The sequence below is a fragment of the Pseudoalteromonas sp. 2CM32C genome (assembly GCF_023161925.1).
Taxonomy (GTDB): Bacteria; Pseudomonadota; Gammaproteobacteria; order Enterobacterales; family Alteromonadaceae; genus Pseudoalteromonas; species Pseudoalteromonas marina.
Genome location: NZ_JALNTI010000005.1, coordinates 26886 through 47953, shown reverse-complemented (window position 1 = coordinate 47953; position 21068 = coordinate 26886). Strand labels below are relative to the sequence as shown.

The following is a 21068-nucleotide window of genomic DNA, read 5'->3' as shown; positions in this document are numbered from 1 at the left end:
ATTATCCCTTAACAAAGAAGAAAAATCAGCTAAAACTCGCGTAAATGCTAGTAAATTAATGTACTTTGCTTTACATTTGCAAGACATTAATTACAGTTATATGAGCGCCTTATGGACAACAATACTCTTCAACAACTCGAACAACTGATCGATTCACTTATTGAACGCAATAATCAATTACAAACTGACGTTGCTAGCTTAAAAGAACAAAACAGCAAACTTGCTGATGATAATGAGCTTTTACAACTAGAAGCGCTTGAAAACGAAGAAAAGCAAAAAGATGCCAGCACAACATTAACTGGCTTGCTTGATAAATTACAAAGCGCACAACAGGCTAGCTAATGTCTGAGCTGCAAAACCAGCGGGTCACTGTTGAGTTGCTAGGTAAAGAGCAGCAATTTGCTTGTCCGCAAGGACAAGAAGAGGCATTGATAGCAGCAGCTAAAAATCTAAACGACTTAGTTGAACAAATGAAACAGCGTTCAACCGTTCGAAACGATCAAAAAGCATTGCTTATGGCAGCACTTAATTTAAGCCACGATTTGCTTGAAGCAAAAACACAAGCAACTGTTGAGCAGCAACACCAAGACCAACTTGTTGATAAACTCAGCCAACATTTGGCAAGTGACCCCGAACAAAAAAAATAAAAAGCGCAACCTGCGCTTTTTGTTTATCATTAGGGTAATAAATGGCCTGCAAGAGATCGCAAATGAAGTACTCCTTACTCACTATTCACTCATCGTTAAAATATACACTCCTGATGATAGGTTTACTTTTTGCCACAGCCAATTCAAATGCAGCTATTAGCTGGCAAACTATTAATAACAATATCCAATTTTTAAAACAACAGGACGATTTACGCTTTTACGACTCAAACCAAGTTTTAATTGAAGGCGCTGAATGCGCCCTACTTGTTGATACCAGCGGGAATTTTGCCGGTGTTGAACAACTTGTCGTTGAACTAAAAAAACGTCTTAAAACGCCTCTTTGTTATTTAGTTGCAACTCATTATCACGACGATCACTTACTAGGAATGGCGGTGGTTCAACACTACTATCCAAACGCTAAACTCATTACCCACCAGCAAGTGAGCGCTGATTTTAAAACCTATCAAAAAGCCTACATCAATAAACTCGACAGCTATGAAAAAAGCATTGAACTGAGTTATCAGCGTTTAGCTTCAATTCCCAAAGAAGAACAAACAGCATGGCGAGAAAAGCTAGAACTGGCTAAAGCACGACTTTTTCGCTGGCGCGAATATAAGCTTAATCCACCAAAAATAGCATTAGCAGTAAGTAAAACGCTTAATTTAGGGAACTTTGAGATAAATATCACACCACACAAAGCGCATACTACGGGTGATTTAACCATTACTACAAACAATGGGAGCACGTTAATTGGTGGTGATATTGTTGATTGGCTGCCTTACCCAGGCCACGGTGAACTTAAAAGCTGGCAAACGTTGCTTAAACAATACATAAGTAATGAAAAGCTATCACTCATTATACCAGGCCATGGTGATACTCTAAATAAACAACAACTAAATCAACCACTGGCGTTTTTAAATGCCCTGACTGAACACGTCAAAAGTAATCAAAACCTAACAACTGAAGCACTCATAGAATCTTTTCCACAAAATGTGCTCGCTCCTTATCAACAAGACACGCTAAACCAAAAGTCGAGCCAGTTTTTTTTACAAGCAGGACTCAATCGCGCTAAAAGCTCACAATAACCCAACACAACGGATTGTGTTAAAATAATAAAAGGAATTTATTCAAGTGATCACTATGCGCAGTTTGATATTATGCTTTTTAGTACTTTTTTTGTTTGGTTGTGAATCAACTGAGCAAAAGCAGGCAGAGGCACCTCAAATATTTACTCATTTTGAGCCTGATTACGCTAATCACCAAAACGTAGATGAACCGATACCCCAAAAGCAACAAGCACTTCTTATTGAAGAACAAAGCACGCCACTAAAGGTTAAAAATAGAGTCGTAAAAAAGCGCCCACCAAAAACGACTGATTTATGGGTGCACATTGCTAACAACTTACACTTTACGGTTTATCAAAATCGGGCTTTAAAAAAACGCATTAAGTGGTATCTAAAACAGCCTAAATACCTAACAACGGTAAGTAAGCGTGCAGCACCCTATTTATACCACATTGTAAAAAAGATCGAGCAAAGAAACCTCCCTATGGAAATAGCGTTACTGCCTTTTGTGGAAAGTGACTTTAGACCTACCGCTGCCTCATCGCAGCAAGCTGTTGGCGTATGGCAACTTGTCGGTGCAACCGCGTATCACTTTGGTATAAAGTCAGATCAATGGTACGACGGACGCCAAGATGTACTTGCTTCAACCGATGCTGCGCTGGATTATCTGAGTTATTTACATAAACGTTTTAATGGTAACTGGCTACATGCATTAGCCGCCTACAATAGCGGTGAAGGACGCGTAAAACGGGCCATAGAGAAAAATACTAAACGAGGAAAAAGCACTGACTTTTGGTCGCTCAGCTTGCCAAAAGAAACTGCTGATTACGTACCAAAATTACTCGCTTTAAGTTATTTAGTTAAGCATCCACAAACAGGCATGAAGCAACCAAAACTTGCTTATAAACCACTCACCACACAAATGAATATAGGTCAGCAATTCGATTTTTCAGTTATTGCTAAGCTGTCTGGAATTGGCTCAAAGCAGTTACATGCAATTAACCAAGGGTATTTAAAAAATCAAAGTTCGCCAAACGGACCACATACCTTACTACTGCCAATAGGCCAAGAGGCACTTTTAAAAAGTCAGTTTTTTAAATCTAACTTTGCTGGTGAATACATAGTAAAGCAAAACGATACACTTTATGGCATTGCAAAGCGTTATAGTATGTCGGTCAAAGCGCTTAAACAGCTTAATAACAAAGCCAATAACTTTATTGGTATAGGCGAAAAGTTATTGGTTGGGCAACCCAAAACCTTACCAAGCTCTTTAACCATAGATTACAAAATAAGCCCTTATCTAGAACCTCAAGAAGATATTGTCATCCCAACAATAGAAATAGACTACACCGTAAAAACCGGAGATAGCCTGTGGAGCATTAGCCAACTTTACGACGTACCACATAGCGATTTAGCTAAGTGGAATAAATTATCAGCCTCAAGTATTTTAAAGCCCGGCAGTCAGCTAGTACTTTTTATTCCTCAAGCTGAAAAACCTAAAGCCAAGCCAATCAAAAAAGACCTACTGCTTGATCTGCAAAAAACACTAAATCAACCACGTTAAGTTTATAAACCAATCTATTTCGCGTAAAATCACGCCCTAACATAGTTATTATTGAAAGAGATCAGCATGCAAATTAGTAAAAATTCGGCAGTAGAGTTTCACTACACACTCAGTGAAGCAGGTGAGCAAATTGAAAGTAGTGTAAATGATGCACCACTTAGCTACATCCATGGCAGCGAAGGCATGCTTGCGGGTTTAGAAAAAGCCCTTGAAGATAAAAGTGCCGGCGATAAATTTAGTGTAACACTTGAACCAAGTGAATCTTATGGTGAGCGTGTTGATGACTTAATTCAACGCATTCCACTAAAGCATTTACAAGGCGATGTTAAAGTGTGGAAACCAGGTATGACCGCAATGGTTCAATCTAACCAAGGCCGTCATCAAGTCACAATTGTTAAAGTTGGTCGTTTTAATGCCGATTGTGACCTAAACCACCCATTTGCAGGTAAAACTCTAACATTTGATGTTGAAGTTGTATCGGTACGCGAAGCAACCAGCGAAGAAATTTCGCATGGCCATGTTCACGCTGAAGGCGGTTGTGGCCACGCTCACTAATTAGCGAAAAAGGAACAAGTATGTCAAAAGTTGCAATTGTAACAGGTGGTACAAAAGGGATTGGCCTAGCGGTAGTAAAGCGCTTACTAGCTAGTGGCTATGAGGTACATAACCTTGATATCACACCAAGTGATGTAGGTGTTTTTCATCATTGCGATGTAAGTGATGTAGAAGCTGTCCGCCGCTCAATAAGCGTGATACATGAACAATCTCAACGTATTGACGTACTGGTTTCTAATGCTGGAAAACACTTAAGCGCAAATATAGAAAGCACTGATGAGCAAACGCTCGATGCGCTATTTGCGCTTAATGTAAAAGGCGCCTATGCGGCGGTACAAAGCGTACTCCCAACGATGAAGGCAAATAATACGGGTTCTATTATATTAATAGCATCCGACCAAGCATTAGTTGCCAAGCAAAATTCATTTGCCTACAACCTCACTAAACATGCCCTCGCCTCAATGGCAAAAACTACGGCACTTGATTATGCACGCTTTAATATTCGTGCTAATGCAGTGTGTCCAGGCACCATTGAAACCCCTTTATTTCATAACGCAATAGACGCTTACTGCGATAAAAGCGGTGCAAACAAAGCCGATATAGTGGCAGAGGAAGCCAGTCTTCAACCGCTAAACCGATTAGGTCAAGCCGATGAAGTAGCCGCTCTTGTGAGTTTTCTAGCAAGTGACGATGCAAGCTTTATTACTGGCAGCTTACAAAGTATTGATGGCGGCTATACAGCCCAATGAGTACAAATATAATTGACCCGCATGTTCATTTTTTTAATTTACTCGATGGTCAATACACTTGGCTACAAGGAAGCAATCCTCCTGCGTGGCCCAATTTAGAAAAAATAAAACGGCCTATTAGCGCACAACAACTTGCCAACAGTACCGACTTTAAATTAAAAGGCCTTGTACACATAGAAGCAGGCTTTGATAACTCAGCCCCAATTGAGGAGCTAAATTGGCTAAGTAAGCACTTAAGTGAAATGCCATTTAAAGCCATTAGCTTTAACCAAATAAATGCCCCTGCTGAGCAATTTAGTAATGCACTAAATGCGCTTGCTCATTCAAGCTTATGTGGCATTAGAGATATAACCGAAGGGGATGACGCATTAAGGCTAAAAAGCCCTCGTTGTATTCATAATCTTGACTTATTAGCAGCAAACAAATTGCATTTTGAAGCGCAATTTGAGTTACACAATATTAGTGTGGCCAATCATATTGCTCACTGTGCAAAACAATTACCTCACCTACAAATTATTCTTAACCATGCAGGGTTGCCTGATGATTTGATTTCTTGGCAAAAAGGCGTTGAACTACTTGCCCAATATAGCAATATTGCCATTAAGTTTTCTGGCTTTGAATTATTAGACCTGACACAATCACAACAAGAAGCCTGCTTTAAGTGGCTTTTACAACATTTTGGCGAGCAGCGTATTATGTTTGCTAGTAACTTTCCGGTATGCCAAATAAACACGCATTACAATGCCCTATGGCATCAGAATTATGCGTTATGTAATAGCCATAGCCTTTGGCATAAGCTCAGCTACGCAAATGCAAAGCATTACTACCAAGTGTAAGTAAAACTCGTTATATTTAATTTCTATTATGCTTAAAATGGCGTAGGTTTTATGAAAAACACATTATTCATTTCGAGCTTAGCTTTGTGCGCTTTATTAAGTGGCTGTGTATCGCAACACGCTGAACCCACTCCAAAATTACAACATGCATTACTTTTAGCGCCTAATCAAAGCGCGGTTAACAAAGTAATCAATACCCTTATGAATATGCAAAATATAACGTTAGATGACGATGTATTTACAATAAACAGTGTGGTTACGCTGAGTAATTTAAACGAAAATAACATAATAAAAAGTCATCAGCTTAATCCACCCGACCAATTTGAGCTGATGATAAAAAACAAACAATGCTTTATACGGCACGTAGATAGCAAAGCAACTCAAGAGCTCAAAGGTGTTGAGTGCGTAATTAACGAATGACCTTAATTCTGCTAATAAAAAGCCGGTAAGTGAATAGTCACTTACCGGCTGTTATAATAACAAGCTTAGTTATTATTTTATTTCTACACGTTGCGACCGCATTACAATCTCATCGTTTAGCTCAATACCCAAACCTGGCTCTTCAGATACTTCAAAGAAACCATTTTTAGGTTGTGGGTCTTGTAAACACAACTCGCGGTTCCACTTTTTAATTGCGTACGTGTGATGCTCATGAATTAAAAAGTTAGGAATAGCTGTTTCTAAATGCAGTGATGCAGCCGTTGCAACTGGCCCACCACATACGTGCGCCTGAATGCGTACATCAAAAATATCAGCGTAATCGCATACCTTTTTAGTTTCAGTAAAACCACCACATAAACCGATATCGGGCTGAAGTACGTCAATACTCTGATCTTCTAAATAAGGACGAACCCCCCAGCGGTTATACAAGCGCTCACCACCTGCAATTGGCACATTAACTTTATCTGCTACTTTGGCATGCAATGAGTGATTTAAGTAGTTCACAGGCTCTTCAAAGTACATACAATCAAATTCTTCGGCTATTTCACCAATTTGAATTGCAGATGTAGCACCCGGTAAACTATGGCATTCAAAAATAATATCCACTTCATCACCCACGGCTTCACGAATAGCTTGCATACGCGCGCGATACAACTTCATTTCTGGGCGTGAAATAATATTAGTTCGGTCGTAATAGGTATTACCGTCTTTATCGTATTGAATTGGATCTACCTTTACTGCATCGTAACCCTCAGCCATGGCTTTTAATGCTGCCTCTGCATATTCTTGTGGCTGAACTAGCGCTTTAAATTCGCTATCCCAGTCAAACTGCAGTTGCGATGCATAAGTACGAAGCTTGTCGTTAACCTTACCACCAAGTAATTGATATACCGGTAACCCGAGCGCCTTACCTTTAATATCCCAAAGCGCAGTATCAATAGCACTCATTGCAGCGTACACAACGGGTCCACCACCTAAACCCCAAAAGCTTTCTCGTAACATGCGAGACCATAGTTTTTCTGTCTGAAATGGGTCGTGACCAATTAAAAAAGCATCTGCCATTTCTTTGATCATGGCGGCAGCTGCGCTATGACCTAAATCATAAGCAAGACCCGCCTCACCCACACCACTAATGCCTTCATCAGTATGAATGCGAACGAATACAGGTGTCCATGCTGGGCGCTCTGGACAATGAATATCAAATACTTCTACGCGATTTACCTTCATAAAAATTCCTTATTAACCTGTTAAGGTTATTTTGCAAAACTGGGATCAAGCCGATACGCTTTACGTAGCATAGCAGGCCAAGCAAGCTGGCCTCCGGTGCTGCCGCTATGAACCACATTGGCTTGATTATAAATATTGTCGATAATTGGTTGAGGCACGGGAATTACCTCTTGCGAGCTAGCTTGCAGCGCTAATTGTATTTCGCAGGCGCGCTGTAAGTCGTAAAAACGCATAAACGCATCGCCTACAGTAGGGCCTACGGTTAACCCACCATGGTTAACTAATAACATGTGATTAGTTGAGCCTAGATCATCCTGAAGGACTTTGCGCTCATCATCATTAACTGCAAGGCCTTCGTAACCGTGATATGAAAGCGACGGCAATGAAAACATAGAATACTGGCTCAATGGTAATAAGCCCTTTTTTTGCGTAGCCACAGCAATGGTTTCTTTGGTGTGCAGGTGAATAACGCAATGCGCATCTTCTCTTACTTCGTGTATTGCACTATGAATAGTAAAACCAGCAGGGTTAATGCTAAAGGGAGTGTCGTCGATTATATTCCCGTTTAAGTCGACCTTAACTAAGTTTGACGCGGTTACTTCGTCAAATGTTAACCCAAAAGCGTTAACAAGATAATGGTCAGTGCCCGGCAAACGCGCTGATAAATGCGTGTAAATTAAATCTCCCCAGCGAAAGTGATCCACTAGCCGGTAACAGGCAGCAAGGTCGACACGAAGTTGCCACTCTTGAGCAGATACTTTATTTTTTAAATCGAGTTGGGGTAAATCAAACATAGTAAGCCTTTTAAAATACACACATAACAAGTGCGAATAGATGTTTAGAAGTCTAAAACACTCTGTCTTTTATAGCAATCAACAAACAAAAACAGCCACACGTATGCGGCTGTTTTTTAAAGGGTGAATAACTGCTTTGAGTTATTTTACTTTAGATAAGTAGTCTGCAATAGCTTCAAACTCTTCGTCTGTTACTGTAGCAACCATTGCTTTCATCGCCATAGACATACCATTATTACGCGCACCCGACTTAATGTCTTTCATTTGTGCAACTAAATAATCTTTGTTTTGGCCATTAAGTTTAGGGTACATACCCATGATTGGTGCTTTACCATCTGCACCATGGCAGGTTTGACAATTTTTTGCAGTGTAAAGAGCGGCGCCATCGGCAGCAGCTGCATTAAACGAGAAACTTGCGGCTAAACTAATGCCCGCGCCTAGTATTAGTGTTTTCATCTTGCTCATTGTATTTACTCTTCTTTTTTGACGGTTAGAAAAAACTGTTCAATTGATTGTAGTCAACAATCAAATAAAAAGCATACGTTAGAAACGATGCTAGACGATCAACTTAATCCTACACTGCTAGCTCGTTTTATGCTCATAATTAGTTTAGCAAATAAATATGAGCAGACGCTTAACTGATTGTTACCATACTAAATCGTCTGGCACTTCAAAATCTGCGTACGGATCGTCTTCATCTTTTGGTTTATTTTCAGCTTCAACATGAAAAACAATGTATTTTTCGTCAACTTCAGCCACCTTGCGAGCGGGTTCGTCTTCTAATACATAAAACTGCCCTTCTAGGACACAAATTGCTAAACGACCACCCGACAATGCTTTTTGAGTGTTTTCATTCACTTCAATACTTTTAACTTTTTTGTCGTAAGTAAAATTAAAGGTTCGCTCACCACGAATAGCATCTTGGTTGTTGTGCTCTAAAATTTGTTTAACGCGCGCTTCTTGCTCACGCTGTTTAAGGCTAACTTGGCGAACTTGGTTAAGCTCTTCTGCTTTTTTCTGCTGCTCAAGTTTAGTTTGTTGAATATGCTTTTGCAGATCACTAGGGTTACTTGTCGCCCCCTTTTTTTGTTTTTTTTGTTGCTTACGTTTTTCTGATTTAGCAACTTTAGCTTTATGCGATGTTGTTAACCCTGCTTGAAGCAATTGGTCTTGTAATGAACCCATGGCATTGTTCCAGTAAAAACTAATATTACGCTCATTTTAATCATCAACGCGTTTAAATAACAGTGCTATTGGTATTAATCTAACAAACTCCTTCATACTAAGCATGATATAAAACAATAATCGTACTTTTAATTATCAATTAGAGTTAACTTTCAATACAATTAAGTAGCCAACTAGCTAACTCATAAGCCAAATAATGCGCTTAATTCATCTACTTGCTTGCTCCATTGTTATATTTTTTGTGCTTTATGCACCTCAACCGTTACTGAACTTATTTGCGAGTGAATATAATGTATCGCCTGCCGTTGCTGGTAGCCTTATGACGGCAACCATGCTGCCACTCGCTATTGCACCATTAGTATACGGCTTGTTTTTAGCTAAACAGAATCCTTTAAAAATACTTCGCATTGCAATGATAATACTGAGCTTTAGCTGCTTGCTATTTATATGGGTGCCTAGTTTTGAGCTCTTACTGTTAGTAAGGTTTTTACAAGGCCTTACTCTTCCCGCAGCATTAACCGCCATGACCAGTTTCATAGGGATAAGCTTTAGCGCTGATACACTTCAAAAAAATATGACACTTTATATAGGCAGCAGTATTGCAGGTGGTTACTTTGGAAGAGTACTTGCTGCACTGTTTAGTGACTTATGGCATTGGCAAAGCTTTTATTACTTAATTGCTTTTATGCTTGTTTTTTTAGCCATATTAATAAAGCCCCACAGATTCAATAACATGAGCCCCCATGCTCCAAAATCACCTCTAGATTACATCAAACAACTTAAGAAAGGTCCTGTCTTAAAAGTTTACAGCGCTGTGTTTTGTATGTTTTTTTGTTTTGCTGCTTTACTTAATTATTTGCCTTTTATACTGCAAAAAACATTTTTAATTACCAACACTCGTGATATCGGATTAGTTTATAGCGGCTATTTAATTGGTGCTTTGGCATCTATTGCGACGCCTTGGTTACTAAAAAAAGCACCTTCAGCTTGGCACGTATTAGCGGCGACTTTCATTTTTTATAGCCTTAGTATTGTTGCGCTAATAAGCCACCAGCTAAGCGTATTTTTAACTGCATTCACGCTATTTTGTGCGGCTATGTTTATTATTCATTCAACCGCAGCTCCACTGGTCAATCAAATAAGTAAAGCACCACCAAGCGTCACAAACGGAGGGTATGTCTCGTTTTATTACAGTGGCGGGGCTAGTGGCTCACTATTACCGGGTTTAGTTTATCAACAGTACGGACAAACGGCATTTATGTGTACCTTACTTGTAGTTTGTTTGTGTGGCTTTTTTCTTATTACCTGGGCTTACCTTGACGGTAAAAACATGACGCGCGGTTGATGATCCGTATGATTAAAAAAGGTTTTTAGGTCTGATTTACTCAAAATCCATGTCAGCGTATTTTCAAAGGGGTGGCAGTGAAATAACTCCCCAAACCAAATATCTTGATCTAACCATACTGTTACCGCATTTTGTTTATCGTTTAGTAGCGCAAGCATTGATACGCACCCTGGTGCAACTTTTAAATAGGTTGCTAAACGTTCGCTTGAAGCAAACCCTAAACGCGACAAACCTTGCTGATTAGAGAGTGCTTTTAGGTCCAACTGCTTATTGTGAGCTGTAATCACTAAAAAGTGACGTTTACCTTCGTTATCACGCAAAAATAAATTTTTTAAACGTGTACCTGGGCGTTCAAGCAGTAATTCATCCGCTGCTAAGCTAGTATGTAAAGGTGGGTGTTCGAGAACATCGTAATTAATATTTAAATGCGCTAAACACGCCTCTAATTTTGTTTTGTCCGCTAACATAGTTACAAACAACGCCCTCTTAATTGCACGCTTAGATCTCGCCACAGAACGTCTGTTATTTCATGATTATTAGCGCAGTATTCACGCGTTGTAAGCTCTTGCTTTAATAATTCAACGGCCCGGTCTTCTAGTTTTAGCTTTAACACACTCGACTCTTCAAAGTGTTCTTGCTCAATATATTCCTTAACTTCACTGCGAGAAGGTCTGTTATTACGTCCACGATCGAGATTAAAGTTCTCACGGTGCTTAGCTTTAACCGATACAACATAGGCAAATACATTATTTCCTTGCTCATCTTGTTTTTCAAAAAACTGTTTGTTGTTTATTTCAAAAGGCGGCTCTTCATTTGATGCACAACCCGAAAGTAAAACCATCAGTACCAAAACGCTTTTTTTCATTATTTTCTGTCGTTTTAATGAGTAATTAAGCCGAGTCTATCAAAAATTCATCTAAACTGTGAAAATTAGCGAAAAAATACTTGACCAAATTTATAAAAAAACTTAAAGTTCGTCCCGCTTGGAACTCAGCAGCCAAGCGTTTATGTTATGCATAAACTAGGAATGTGGGGCTATAGCTCAGCTGGGAGAGCGCCTGCCTTGCACGCAGGAGGTCAGCAGTTCGATCCTGCTTAGCTCCACCACTTTCCTACTCCTTCCTTAAATATATTCTTTACTTCAAAAACACCCTAATTCATTCATTTTATTTTGTTTTTCATTTATCTCTATTATCTTGAGTCTTTATCAATTATTAGCTATACATACTTGTATATCTATTAATGCCTTAGGTAAATCATGGACTCTCCAAAACGCTCAACACTTAAAAAACTTGCAGCTATAGGCTTAACTGCAGGCGCTATAACCCATGTTCCTTATGTTTTTGCTCGTAACAAGGTCACAATAAGAGTGCTTGGCACACATGTAACCTTACAGGACGCAATTCGTAAGCAAGCCATGAGTGATTTAGGCATTAATATTGAATTTACGCCCGCTGGTAGTGCCGCTGTTTTGCAAAGAGCCTCAATGGACCCCAGCTCATTTGATTTATACGAGCAGTGGTCAAACAGTATTAATGTGTTGTGGAATGCAGGCTCAATACAACCCATAGAAAAAAAACGCCTTACTTATTTTAACGAAATAAATAGCCTTACAAAAACAGGAAAGTTATCAGAAGATGCCAATATTGGTGCAGGTGACGCTCCCTTTAAAATATTAAATGTACAGCCCGATGGCACACTCAGTGAGCAAGAAAGCGACTTAATAAGCTTTTTACCCTACGTGCACAATGTAGACTCCTTTGGTTATAACACTAAATTTATTAAACCCGGAATTGCCTATGAAACTGAAAGTTGGGGATGGTTACTGGATGAGCAACACAGAGGAAAAGTAGGTATTGTAAATGCGCCTACTATTGGTTTATTTGACTTAGCGCTTGCTGCTAAAGCTAAAGGGCTTGTGAAAATTAACAATATAGGGGCAATGACTCGTATTGAATTGGATAACTTATTTAAGGTACTACTTGAGCTCAAACGCCAAGGCCACTTTAGCGGTTATTGGAACTCAGTGCCTGAATCTGTTCAGTATATGAAAGATGAACGCGTTCATATTGAAAGTATGTTTTCTCCTGCGGTATCTGCGCTAAATGGCCAAGGCATAAATGTGCGCTTTGCAGCACCTAAAGAAGGCTACAGAGGCTGGCATGGTGTAATGTGTTTGTCATCACAAACGCATGATAGTGTGAAAGATGCTTCTTACGATTATATGAATTGGTGGTTATCTGGCTGGCCAGGTGCGTTTATTGCTCGCCAAGGTTATTACATAAGTAATCCGCAGCGCTCTAAACCATTACTTTCACAGAATGAATGGGACTATTGGTATGACGGCAAAATCGCAAACACTGATTTACTAGAAACAAATGGTAATATTGCGGTTAGAAAAGGCGAACAAAGAAATGGTGGAAGTTACACTAAACGCTTCAGTAATGTTGCAGTATGGAATACCGTTATGCCAACCTACGACTACAGTTTACAAAAGTGGTATGAGTTAATAAGTCGATAATGCGCTCTATTAAGTCAAAAATAATTGCGACCTTAGCTGTATTAGCTGGACTGCTTCTTTTACAAAGTTATTTATTTAACCACTTGCAAGAGTCGTTAACCAGCCTGCAAAACATTCAAAACAATGCTATTAGTAAAAGTGAAGCTGTCGTAAAGCTGGAAAGAGATGTCATCGCCTTACAAAGTCATGCCGTTGCATTTATTGATGACGCTAATAAAAATAATATTGCAAAGTTTAAAACATATTTAGACCAAGCAAATATTCATTTAGGGCAATTAACATTAAACACGCTAGACAAAACCCCTGAATATAAAAATATGCTTACTCGCCTCAGCGAGCACCTAAAAAACTATGAAACAACATTTGAAAAAGTAGTTATTAACAGACAAAAGCGCGAGCAAATATACTCATCTGGATTTAAACAGCCCATTGAAGCGCTACAAAAAAAGGTAATGGCACTTGAGTCACTATCAAATGAAGATAAAAAAATTCTCTACAATGATATTTTACTAACCATTAGTAACCTTAAGCATGCAGCTGTCAGCTACCTTTATAAACCTAATTTTGATGAAGCTCAAAATGTGAAGCAAAATCTAGCGTTTTTGCACACAAAAATTAACCGTATGTCAGCTATTAATGACTCCTTGCTTGATAAAACAATTAATCTTAAAAAAACACATAACCAACTAATACTGCTAACACGTAGTTACACCTACTCTGTGAATGTTGTGCTGACAGGGATCGAAAACGAACTTTTATACCTAACTAATAAAATTAAAAGCGCTGAAGAAGAAAAGTTAAATTTGGTTAAGTCGCAATTTAATAGTGAATTAACGAAAAAAACCAAGCAAAGCAGCCTATTTACCTTTCTAATTCTGATTATTATTTTGCTGCTTTGTTATTTTATTGTTGCTTTTGTTATTAAACCCCTATCACAGCTTACCTTGCTACTTAATAGTATGAATGAAGGTGAGCCAATTACACTAAAAAATAAGCATACAAAGCTGAGCGAAATTGCATCTGTGTTAAAAGCGGCTAATACACTTTATTTAAAAAGTGAGGAAACGAAGCAATTACTTGATGAAACACGCGCTTTAAATGTAAAAATGGAAGCCATGAATACAGAGCTTACTCAAGCAATAGAGGAAACAAACAAGGCTAATAAAACAAAAATCGACTTTGTGGCAAATATGAGCCATGAACTTCGCACACCAATGAACGGCATATTGGGTATGCTTCAACTCTTACAAAGTAGTGAAATGCCCGCTAAGCAGGAGCAATACGCTAAAAAAGCGTTTTCCAGCGCGCAAAGTTTACTGCAAGTTTTAAACAATATTTTAGACTTTTCAAAACTCGACTCTAATAACGTCAAACTTGAGAAAATCCCTTTCACACTCGATACGATCGTATCTAACGTCCAAGACTTATTTTCGATTAATGCACAACAAAAAGGACTAGCTCTAAATTGTGTTGTGCATGCCGACAGACACCTGACTCTGTTGGGCGATCCTATACAGCTAAATCAAATAATTAATAATTGCATTGGTAATGCCATTAAGTTTACCGATAAGGGTGAGGTGTCATTAACCATAGAAGTCATTTTTCAAAAAGAAAACAAAGTACAGTTGCGCTTTAGCATTAGTGATACCGGAATTGGTATGACGCAAGCCCAATCTGATAGGGTGTTTGAATCATTTGCTCAAGGCGACTCAAGTACAACAAGAAAGTACGGAGGCACAGGGCTTGGCCTAACGATTAGCAAACAGCTAACCAAATTATTAGGTGGTGACATACAAGTAAAAAGCGAACTTGGCAAAGGAAGTGAGTTTTTATTTACTCTTCCATTCACCATTGCAGAACAGCAATTAATTAATAACACTGCTAGCAAAAATAACCCTTTACCTGCAAAGGTAGACCTGCCAAAACTAACTGATTTTAAAGCACTTGTTGTGGACGATAACAAACTTAACCAAGAAATAACCTCTGCAATGCTAGGTAAATTTGACCTTAATACAACAATTGCAAACGATGGGCTAGACGCTATAGATAAAGTATCAGCTCAACATTTTGATATTGTATTTATGGATATACAAATGCCCCATATGGACGGCCTTGAAGCAACAAAACAACTAAGAGCAAAAGGTAACAATATGCCTATTATTGCTTTAAGTGCTGCTGTAGAGCCCAGAGATAAAAAAGCAGCCGCTGATGCAGGTATGGATGACTTTTTGGTTAAACCCATTGTATTTGACGCGCTTTACGAAAGCTTAGATAAACACCTAAAAAGTAGAGATAATTTGCAAACAATAAATTTAGTAAAAGCAAAGCAAAACGTTGATAACAATGAAACCTTACTCATGACATTGCTTACTCGATTCATAAATGATAATAATAACTTTTCAGCGAAGGCTGATTTATTAATAAACAATAATGATGTTGCTACTTTAAAGCGAACGGTGCATACACTGAAGGGGTTAGCGGGTACATTAGGGCTAGAGAAGCTGCAAAAGTGTGCATTAGAGACTGAAAAATCACTACTTGAGGAAAATTCGCTTAATATAGATTTATTAAAAGAAAATTTGGCAGCAACGCTTTTTTCTATTAAAGAATTATTAGCGACACTCAATTTGGAAAATATAGAGCCGAAACGACACAATCTCGAAGATGAGCTGGTAGTGATAAATGAGATTCACTCACTAGCATTAGCGTCTCGTCCTATCCCAAACGACCTAAAAAGGCATTTAGAAGCGAATAGCTATGATACTGAACACGGCTTATCAAAACTAATAGAGGCGATTAATAGTTTCGACTATCCGTCTGTAATTTCGATTATTGAAACATATAAAGCAGACACAAAGCATTAATGATTGAGTGATTCAGAATTTAAATACTATGTAAAAAGGATTAACAGTGCATTTAACTCATTACACCATAAATAAAAGTGAACAAAAAGCGCAGCGACAAAAGCCTTTAATTCTAATTGTTGATGACGAACCAAGTAACTTACATATTTTGGTAGAAGGGCTTTCAACCGACTACGATGTTCGAATATCGACAAGTGGAGAGCAAGCTCTAACGTTTATTGAGTCTACCCGTCCAGATTTAATTTTACTCGACATAATGATGCCGGGAATGAATGGTTATGAAGTGTGCACTATACTAAAAGGGAAACCCAAAACAAAAGGCATTCCCATCATCTTTGTTACGGCGCTTACAGAAGAAGAGTCTGAAGAAAAAGGCTTTGCTATGGGCGCCATAGATTATATTCACAAGCCTTATAAATTAGCCTTGGTCAGAGCTCGCATTCGTACACATATAACAGCACAAGGTATGCTAGACCGATTAATAGAGAAAAACTTTGACCTACATGACAAGCTGCTTGAAATAGAATCTTTAGCAATGGAGCTGGATGTTAGAGAAAAAGAATTAAAGCAGTTATCATCTAAACATCAACTCTTTTTTCACGCACTAACGAGTACAGCTGACGGTGTTGTGATAACTAACAGTACAGGCAAAATAATCGCGGTTAATCCTTCTTTTTGCCGCATCACGGGTTACGATGAAGCTAATTCGTTAAATATGCATATTCACGATATCAAACAAAATAACCAGCCAAATATAAACTTTGAACAAGTATGGCAACACGCAAGTGAAGCCGGCTACTGGAGTGGTGAGTTAGTTACCCGACGCAAAAGTGGTGAGTTATACCCTGAATTGCTAACGTTGAGCCTTGTAAAAAATGAACACGATACTAACGATCACTACATCGGTGTATTTAGCGATATATCAAGCCTAAAAGTGACCCAGGAGCGAATAGATTACTTAACTTGGCATGACGAATTAACCGCCCTACCTAACCGTAACAGCTTCTTAAAGCAGTTAGAGCAGCAATTACAAAGCTGTTCCACTGACAAAAATTTTGCCTATATTTTTATTATCGATGTAGATGGGTTTCACTCGTTTAATGATGGAATGGGCCTGCTAGCCGGTGACCATGTCCTAAAAGAACTAACTAAGCGTATCCATACAAATACTGATAATAATGATATTATTGCTCGCTTGGGAAGCGATGCCTTTGCAACGTTGTCTGTCCTAGATAAAGGCATTGGCAGAGCAAGAGCTCAAATTATTGCAGAGAAAAAAGCACAAGAAATTCTTACATCCGTAAGACTACCTTTTTTTGTTGATTTGCAAGAGGTTAGCCTAACAGTAAGTATTGGTATGTATATATTCCCGCAACATGGGCAATGGGAAAGCGCTATTGAGACTATCAGAAACTGTGAAGCTGCCTGCTATAAAGCAAAAGAGAAAGGGGGCAACCGAGTTACATTTTTTGACACCTCATTTGGTGAACAAGCAAAAAGACGTTTCGAAATTGAGCAAGACCTACGTAAAGCAATCGCTTATAACGAGTTATCACTTCATTTACAGTCTCAATATGATAGTGATCAAATTTTAAAAGGAGCTGAGGTTTTACTTCGTTGGAAACACACGACAAAAGGCTTTATTAGCCCCAGTGAGTTTATTTCTATTGCTGAAGAGTCTGACGTTATTTATGACTTAGATTGCTGGGTATGTGAAAATGCCTTAAAAACATTAGCTAAGATTAATCAAACACACCCTCACTTAAGTTTATCAATAAACATAAGTGGTCGACATTTCCATGAGCCACGCTTTTTAGCCTTTTTAGTTGAACAGCTAACAATTAATAATGTTATTGCGTCGCAACTCACTATAGAGATTATTGAAGGTACGCTACTAAATAATATGGACTCTGCTATTGAAGCTGTGCATAACCTCAAAAAGTTCGGTGTTAAAGTATCAATTGATGATTTTGGAACTGGCTATTCAAGCCTCACATATTTAAAGCAATTACCAATTCAAGAGCTTAAAATAGACCGTTCTTTTGTGCTCGAAGCGCCAACAAATAAAAATGATAAGTTAATAATTGATATGATTGTGAGTTTGGGACGTTTATTTGAATTAGACGTTGTTGCAGAGGGTGTCGAAAACCAATCACACTTCGATTTACTACAGGAATACCCGGAGGTGATACTACAGGGTTATCACTTGCATAAACCTGAGCCAGTAAACGATTGGCTAGCTAAATTAAAGTGATTTTTATCAAAAATAAAAAGCCGAGCTATGCTCGGCTTTTGTAAAATTAATATAAAATTTATTCGCGAACTTGGCCTTCGCCATTCACTAAATATTTTTCTGTTGTGAGTGATTCAAGCCCCATAGGGCCATACGCATGAAGCTTAGATGTAGCAATGCCAATCTCTGCACCCAATCCTAACTGTGAACCATCAGAAAAACGAGACGATGCATTCACCATCACAACTGACGCATCTACACTACGTTGAAATAACTCAGCTGCGGCTTGGTTTTTAGTACAAATCACTTCTGTGTGATTTGAGCCAAATTGAGCAATATGCTCAACAGCGGCTGAAAATGTAGGTACTACGCGTATCGCGATTTCTAAGTCTAGGTATTCTTCACCAAACTCATCATCAGCTAAAACAGTTGCATTATCGAAGTATTTGGCAGCAAAGCTATCAGCATTGATCTTTACACCTTCTTGACGAAGTACTACCGCACATAAATTTAGGAACTCATCTGCGATATCTTCATGTACAACCAAACCTTCAAGTGCATTACATACACCCGTTCGTTGTGTTTTACCATTAAGTAATAAATTAATCGCAACCTCTAGGTCTGCGTCTTTATCGACATACAAATGACATACGCCTTTGTAATGCTGAATAACAGGAATGGTACTGTTCTCGGTAACAAAGTTAATCAACCCTTCACCGCCGCGAGGAATGATTAAATCGATGCTATCACGTTGCTGCATCAACTCCATAAGAAGTGCACGATCGGGATCTGGAATAACCGAGATTAATGAAACGGGTAAGTTGTGCTTTTCAAGTACACTGTGCATTACACTGGCAATCGCTTGTGAGCTTTTAAGCGCCTCTTTACCACCGCGTAAAATAACGCCATTACCCGATTTAAAACACAAAGCACCAGCGTCTGCTGTCACATTAGGGCGTGCTTCATAAATCATACAAACAACACCAAGTGGTACGCGCATTTTACGAATTTTAATACCATTAGGTCGTTCGGTGATTTCACGAAGTTGACCCACCGGATCATCCAGGCTTACTATAACTTCTATCCCTTCAGCCATCGATTCTATGCGTTCATCGTTCAGAGTTAGACGATCAACCATTGCCGCTGGCAAATTGTTGTCGCGCGCAGCGCTTAAATCAATTTCGTTTTCTTGAATTATAAATGCTTTTTGCTCTCTTAATGCCGCAGCCATTTCTGTTAATACTTGGTTTTTTGTCTCGGTGTCGAGTAAAGCAAGTGTATTTGCAGCTTTAGCTGCCTGACGCGAAATATCCGTAATTAAACTCATGACTTCTCCAATAATGCGATATCTTTTTCTGAAATAACAGGTCCAATAGAATCCTGCATTTTTTCACTAAATTCACTTTGTTCGTTGTCTGCAATGAAATTCAACAAACAACTACTGTAATTTGCGGTCGCTTTAGCTAAACGCGTACCATCTTCACTTCTAACGAGTATGGTGTCGCCAATTGCAAACTCACCATGTACTTCAACAATTTCATCGCCGCGAATTATGCCAGTTTCACCTTCGATTGATTCATCAAATGTTCCATCTACCACAACTTCACCTTGCTCATTCGCAGTGTGTGTCATCCAATGCACCGAATCTTGCATTGGTTTTTCGTATGGTAAAAATATTGTTCCAGGGTTGTCACCCTCTAATAAACGATTAAATGTCTCTTCTTTAAAACCATTAATTATATATGTTGCGATTCCGTGTGATGTTGCTTTTTCTGCCGCTTCTATTTTAGTTTTCATACCGCCAGTACCTACTGCGCTAGTAGCACATCCTGCCATGGCGTAAATAGAATCATCAATTGATTTTATTTCAGGTAATAAAACAGCATCGTCATGAAGATTTGGGTTTTTATCGTATAAACCATCTACGTCTGAAAAAATGAGTAAAGCGTCTGCATCAGCAGCTGCTGCAACCATTGCTGATAAATTATCGTTGTCACCTACTTTAAGGTCATCGGTAGTTACCGCATCATTTTCATTAATGATAGGTAAAACACCATGCTCTAATAATGTAAACACGGTTTCACGAATACTTTGATAACGCTCTCGGTCGCGCAAATCACCATGAGTTAGCAAAAGCTGGGCAGATGGAAAATCAAAAAAGCGGTCCCACATAGCAATCATTTCAGTTTGACCAGCGGCAGCCATTGCTTTTTTTAATACAACTGAACGGGGTTGGTCAGAAGGGAATAGGTGCGAACCTGCCGCAACAGAACCTGATGAAACTAAAATGACCTCAATGCCGCGAGCACGACAACGAACAATAAACTGTGCGATAGTAAGAATGTAACGAGAACGACAACCGTCTTGATCCGGTGCAATGAGTGCGCTACCTACTTTTAAAACAATGCGTCGCCAATTTAACTTTTGCATAAGTCTTCTACTTTCCATTTTATCTGTGCTCAGTGTTAATGAGCTAAACTAAATAGCTACCAATATATGTAGCTTCGAATTTGTGTTTTTTGGCAACACTTTTAAACACACACAAGAAAGCCAAAATCTAAAAGCAAGGCTTTAAATTTAAGCTCAGATATAAAAAGCAGATACCTTGCAATGAAAGTAATGCCTATAAGAAAGTTTAAAAAGTGTTGTTTATGCATCGCTGTAAAAAGCCTTGGTGACTTTTTTATTAACAACATACATAGAGCCTCTAAAGTCTGGTACACCAACAGATAGGGTGAAGACTAAAGGACCGAGATTTAACCGCCACGATGGGGGTTAAACATTGAAAGATATCAATTCAACTCAAACTTTAAATGCTTGAGATAAACCGAATCAAGTAATCAAATAAATTATATTTTAGACGTTCAAATACTGAACTAGCTTCTAAATAACGATTATACCTAGCAAATATGACCGTAACATTAACGACGAATTTATTTCCCAGGTAATTTAATTAGATACCTAATTATTTGAACTCGAAGTATAATACGCTAAATTAGGTCGTAAGATCAAGGCTAAAATTCAAACGACCACATTAAAAAGC

Annotated in this window: 20 protein-coding genes and 1 tRNA gene; 13 read left to right on the top strand and 8 right to left on the bottom strand. The window is 38.7% G+C overall.

Annotated elements, in window-relative coordinates; translation table 11 throughout:
* The first annotated feature begins 111 nt into the window (after positions 1–111).
* From zapB to MTF67_RS10930, 8 genes are all read left to right on the top strand, one after another.
* Positions 112–342: a cell division protein ZapB gene (gene zapB / locus MTF67_RS10965; RefSeq protein WP_006791213.1), complete on the top strand. Its 231-nt coding sequence runs from the start codon at positions 112–114 to the stop codon at positions 340–342.
* Positions 342–647, top strand: a complete 306-nt coding sequence (locus MTF67_RS10960) for a cell division protein ZapA (protein ID WP_006791214.1) — start codon at positions 342–344, stop codon at positions 645–647. The genes zapB and MTF67_RS10960 overlap by 1 nt, the downstream gene beginning before the upstream one ends.
* A gap of 62 nt (positions 648–709) precedes the next feature.
* Positions 710–1732, top strand: coding sequence for an MBL fold metallo-hydrolase (locus MTF67_RS10955; RefSeq protein WP_248519544.1), 1023 nt, complete (start codon positions 710–712; stop codon positions 1730–1732).
* 55 nt (positions 1733–1787) lie between these two features.
* The gene (locus tag MTF67_RS10950; RefSeq protein ID WP_248519543.1) at positions 1788–3275 is read left to right on the top strand and encodes a LysM peptidoglycan-binding domain-containing protein; all 1488 of its coding nucleotides are present in this window, start codon (positions 1788–1790) and stop codon (positions 3273–3275) included.
* A gap of 66 nt (positions 3276–3341) precedes the next feature.
* Positions 3342–3830, top strand: a complete 489-nt coding sequence (locus MTF67_RS10945; RefSeq protein ID WP_006791217.1) for a peptidylprolyl isomerase — start codon at positions 3342–3344, stop codon at positions 3828–3830.
* Positions 3831–3850: 20 nt separating this feature from the next.
* Positions 3851–4579: an SDR family oxidoreductase gene (locus MTF67_RS10940; RefSeq protein ID WP_248519542.1), complete on the top strand. Its 729-nt coding sequence runs from the start codon at positions 3851–3853 to the stop codon at positions 4577–4579.
* Positions 4576–5415: an amidohydrolase family protein gene (locus MTF67_RS10935; RefSeq protein WP_248519541.1), complete on the top strand. Its 840-nt coding sequence runs from the start codon at positions 4576–4578 to the stop codon at positions 5413–5415. Before MTF67_RS10940 ends, MTF67_RS10935 begins: the two co-directional genes overlap by 4 nt.
* Positions 5416–5466: 51 nt before the next feature.
* Complete coding sequence (locus tag MTF67_RS10930) at positions 5467–5835, top strand: hypothetical protein (RefSeq protein ID WP_248519540.1); 369 nt, start codon at positions 5467–5469, stop codon at positions 5833–5835.
* A 72-nt stretch (positions 5836–5907) separates the two neighbouring features.
* On the opposite strand, the gene MTF67_RS10925 is transcribed toward MTF67_RS10930, so the two are convergent.
* From MTF67_RS10925 to MTF67_RS10910, 4 genes are all read right to left on the bottom strand, one after another.
* Positions 5908–7083 carry a mandelate racemase/muconate lactonizing enzyme family protein gene (locus MTF67_RS10925; RefSeq protein WP_248519539.1) on the bottom strand — a complete coding sequence of 392 codons (1176 nt, stop codon included), beginning with the start codon at positions 7081–7083 and terminating at the stop codon, positions 5908–5910.
* Positions 7084–7109: 26 nt separating this feature from the next.
* Positions 7110–7877 (bottom strand): class II aldolase/adducin family protein, encoded by a 768-nt coding sequence (locus MTF67_RS10920; RefSeq protein WP_006791222.1) that lies wholly within the window; start codon positions 7875–7877, stop codon positions 7110–7112.
* Between the two features lie 141 nt (positions 7878–8018).
* Complete coding sequence (locus MTF67_RS10915) at positions 8019–8342, bottom strand: c-type cytochrome (RefSeq protein WP_008128263.1); 324 nt, start codon at positions 8340–8342, stop codon at positions 8019–8021.
* A 180-nt stretch (positions 8343–8522) separates the two neighbouring features.
* A complete protein-coding gene (locus MTF67_RS10910; protein WP_006791224.1) occupies positions 8523–9062 on the bottom strand; it encodes a DUF2058 domain-containing protein in 540 nt (179 codons plus the stop codon).
* A 196-nt stretch (positions 9063–9258) separates the two neighbouring features.
* On the opposite strand from MTF67_RS10910, the gene MTF67_RS10905 reads away from it, so the two are divergent.
* Complete coding sequence (locus tag MTF67_RS10905) at positions 9259–10407, top strand: MFS transporter (protein ID WP_248519538.1); 1149 nt, start codon at positions 9259–9261, stop codon at positions 10405–10407.
* Here MTF67_RS10905 and MTF67_RS10900 read toward each other — a convergent pair.
* Both MTF67_RS10900 and MTF67_RS10895 read right to left on the bottom strand, forming a co-directional pair.
* The gene (locus MTF67_RS10900) at positions 10374–10874 is read right to left on the bottom strand and encodes a prolyl-tRNA synthetase associated domain-containing protein (RefSeq protein ID WP_248519537.1); all 501 of its coding nucleotides are present in this window, start codon (positions 10872–10874) and stop codon (positions 10374–10376) included. The genes MTF67_RS10905 and MTF67_RS10900 overlap by 34 nt on opposite strands.
* Before the next feature lie 2 nt (positions 10875–10876).
* A complete protein-coding gene (locus MTF67_RS10895; protein ID WP_039037961.1) occupies positions 10877–11272 on the bottom strand; it encodes a hypothetical protein in 396 nt (131 codons plus the stop codon).
* Positions 11273–11438: 166 nt separating this feature from the next.
* On the opposite strand from MTF67_RS10895, the gene MTF67_RS10890 reads away from it, so the two are divergent.
* The 4 genes from MTF67_RS10890 to MTF67_RS10875 all read left to right on the top strand — a co-directional run bounded on the left by MTF67_RS10890 (position 11439) and on the right by MTF67_RS10875 (position 18046).
* Positions 11439–11514: transfer RNA gene (locus MTF67_RS10890), tRNA-Ala, on the top strand.
* Between the two features lie 151 nt (positions 11515–11665).
* Entirely contained in the window at positions 11666–12928 is a 1263-nt protein-coding gene (locus MTF67_RS10885; RefSeq protein ID WP_010556683.1) for an extracellular solute-binding protein, read from the top strand.
* Entirely contained in the window at positions 12928–15792 is a 2865-nt protein-coding gene (locus MTF67_RS10880; protein WP_248519536.1) for an ATP-binding protein, read from the top strand. Before MTF67_RS10885 ends, MTF67_RS10880 begins: the two co-directional genes overlap by 1 nt.
* Positions 15793–15838: 46 nt before the next feature.
* On the top strand, positions 15839–18046 hold the full coding sequence (locus tag MTF67_RS10875; RefSeq protein ID WP_248519535.1) for an EAL domain-containing protein: 2208 nt from the start codon (positions 15839–15841) through the stop codon (positions 18044–18046).
* Between the two features lie 58 nt (positions 18047–18104).
* On the opposite strand, the gene MTF67_RS10870 is transcribed toward MTF67_RS10875, so the two are convergent.
* Both MTF67_RS10870 and proB read right to left on the bottom strand, forming a co-directional pair.
* Entirely contained in the window at positions 18105–19352 is a 1248-nt protein-coding gene (locus MTF67_RS10870; protein ID WP_248519534.1) for a glutamate-5-semialdehyde dehydrogenase, read from the bottom strand.
* A complete protein-coding gene (gene proB, locus MTF67_RS10865) occupies positions 19349–20455 on the bottom strand; it encodes a glutamate 5-kinase (RefSeq protein ID WP_006791232.1) in 1107 nt (368 codons plus the stop codon). The genes MTF67_RS10870 and proB overlap by 4 nt, the downstream gene beginning before the upstream one ends.
* Positions 20456–21068 lie beyond the last annotated feature (613 nt).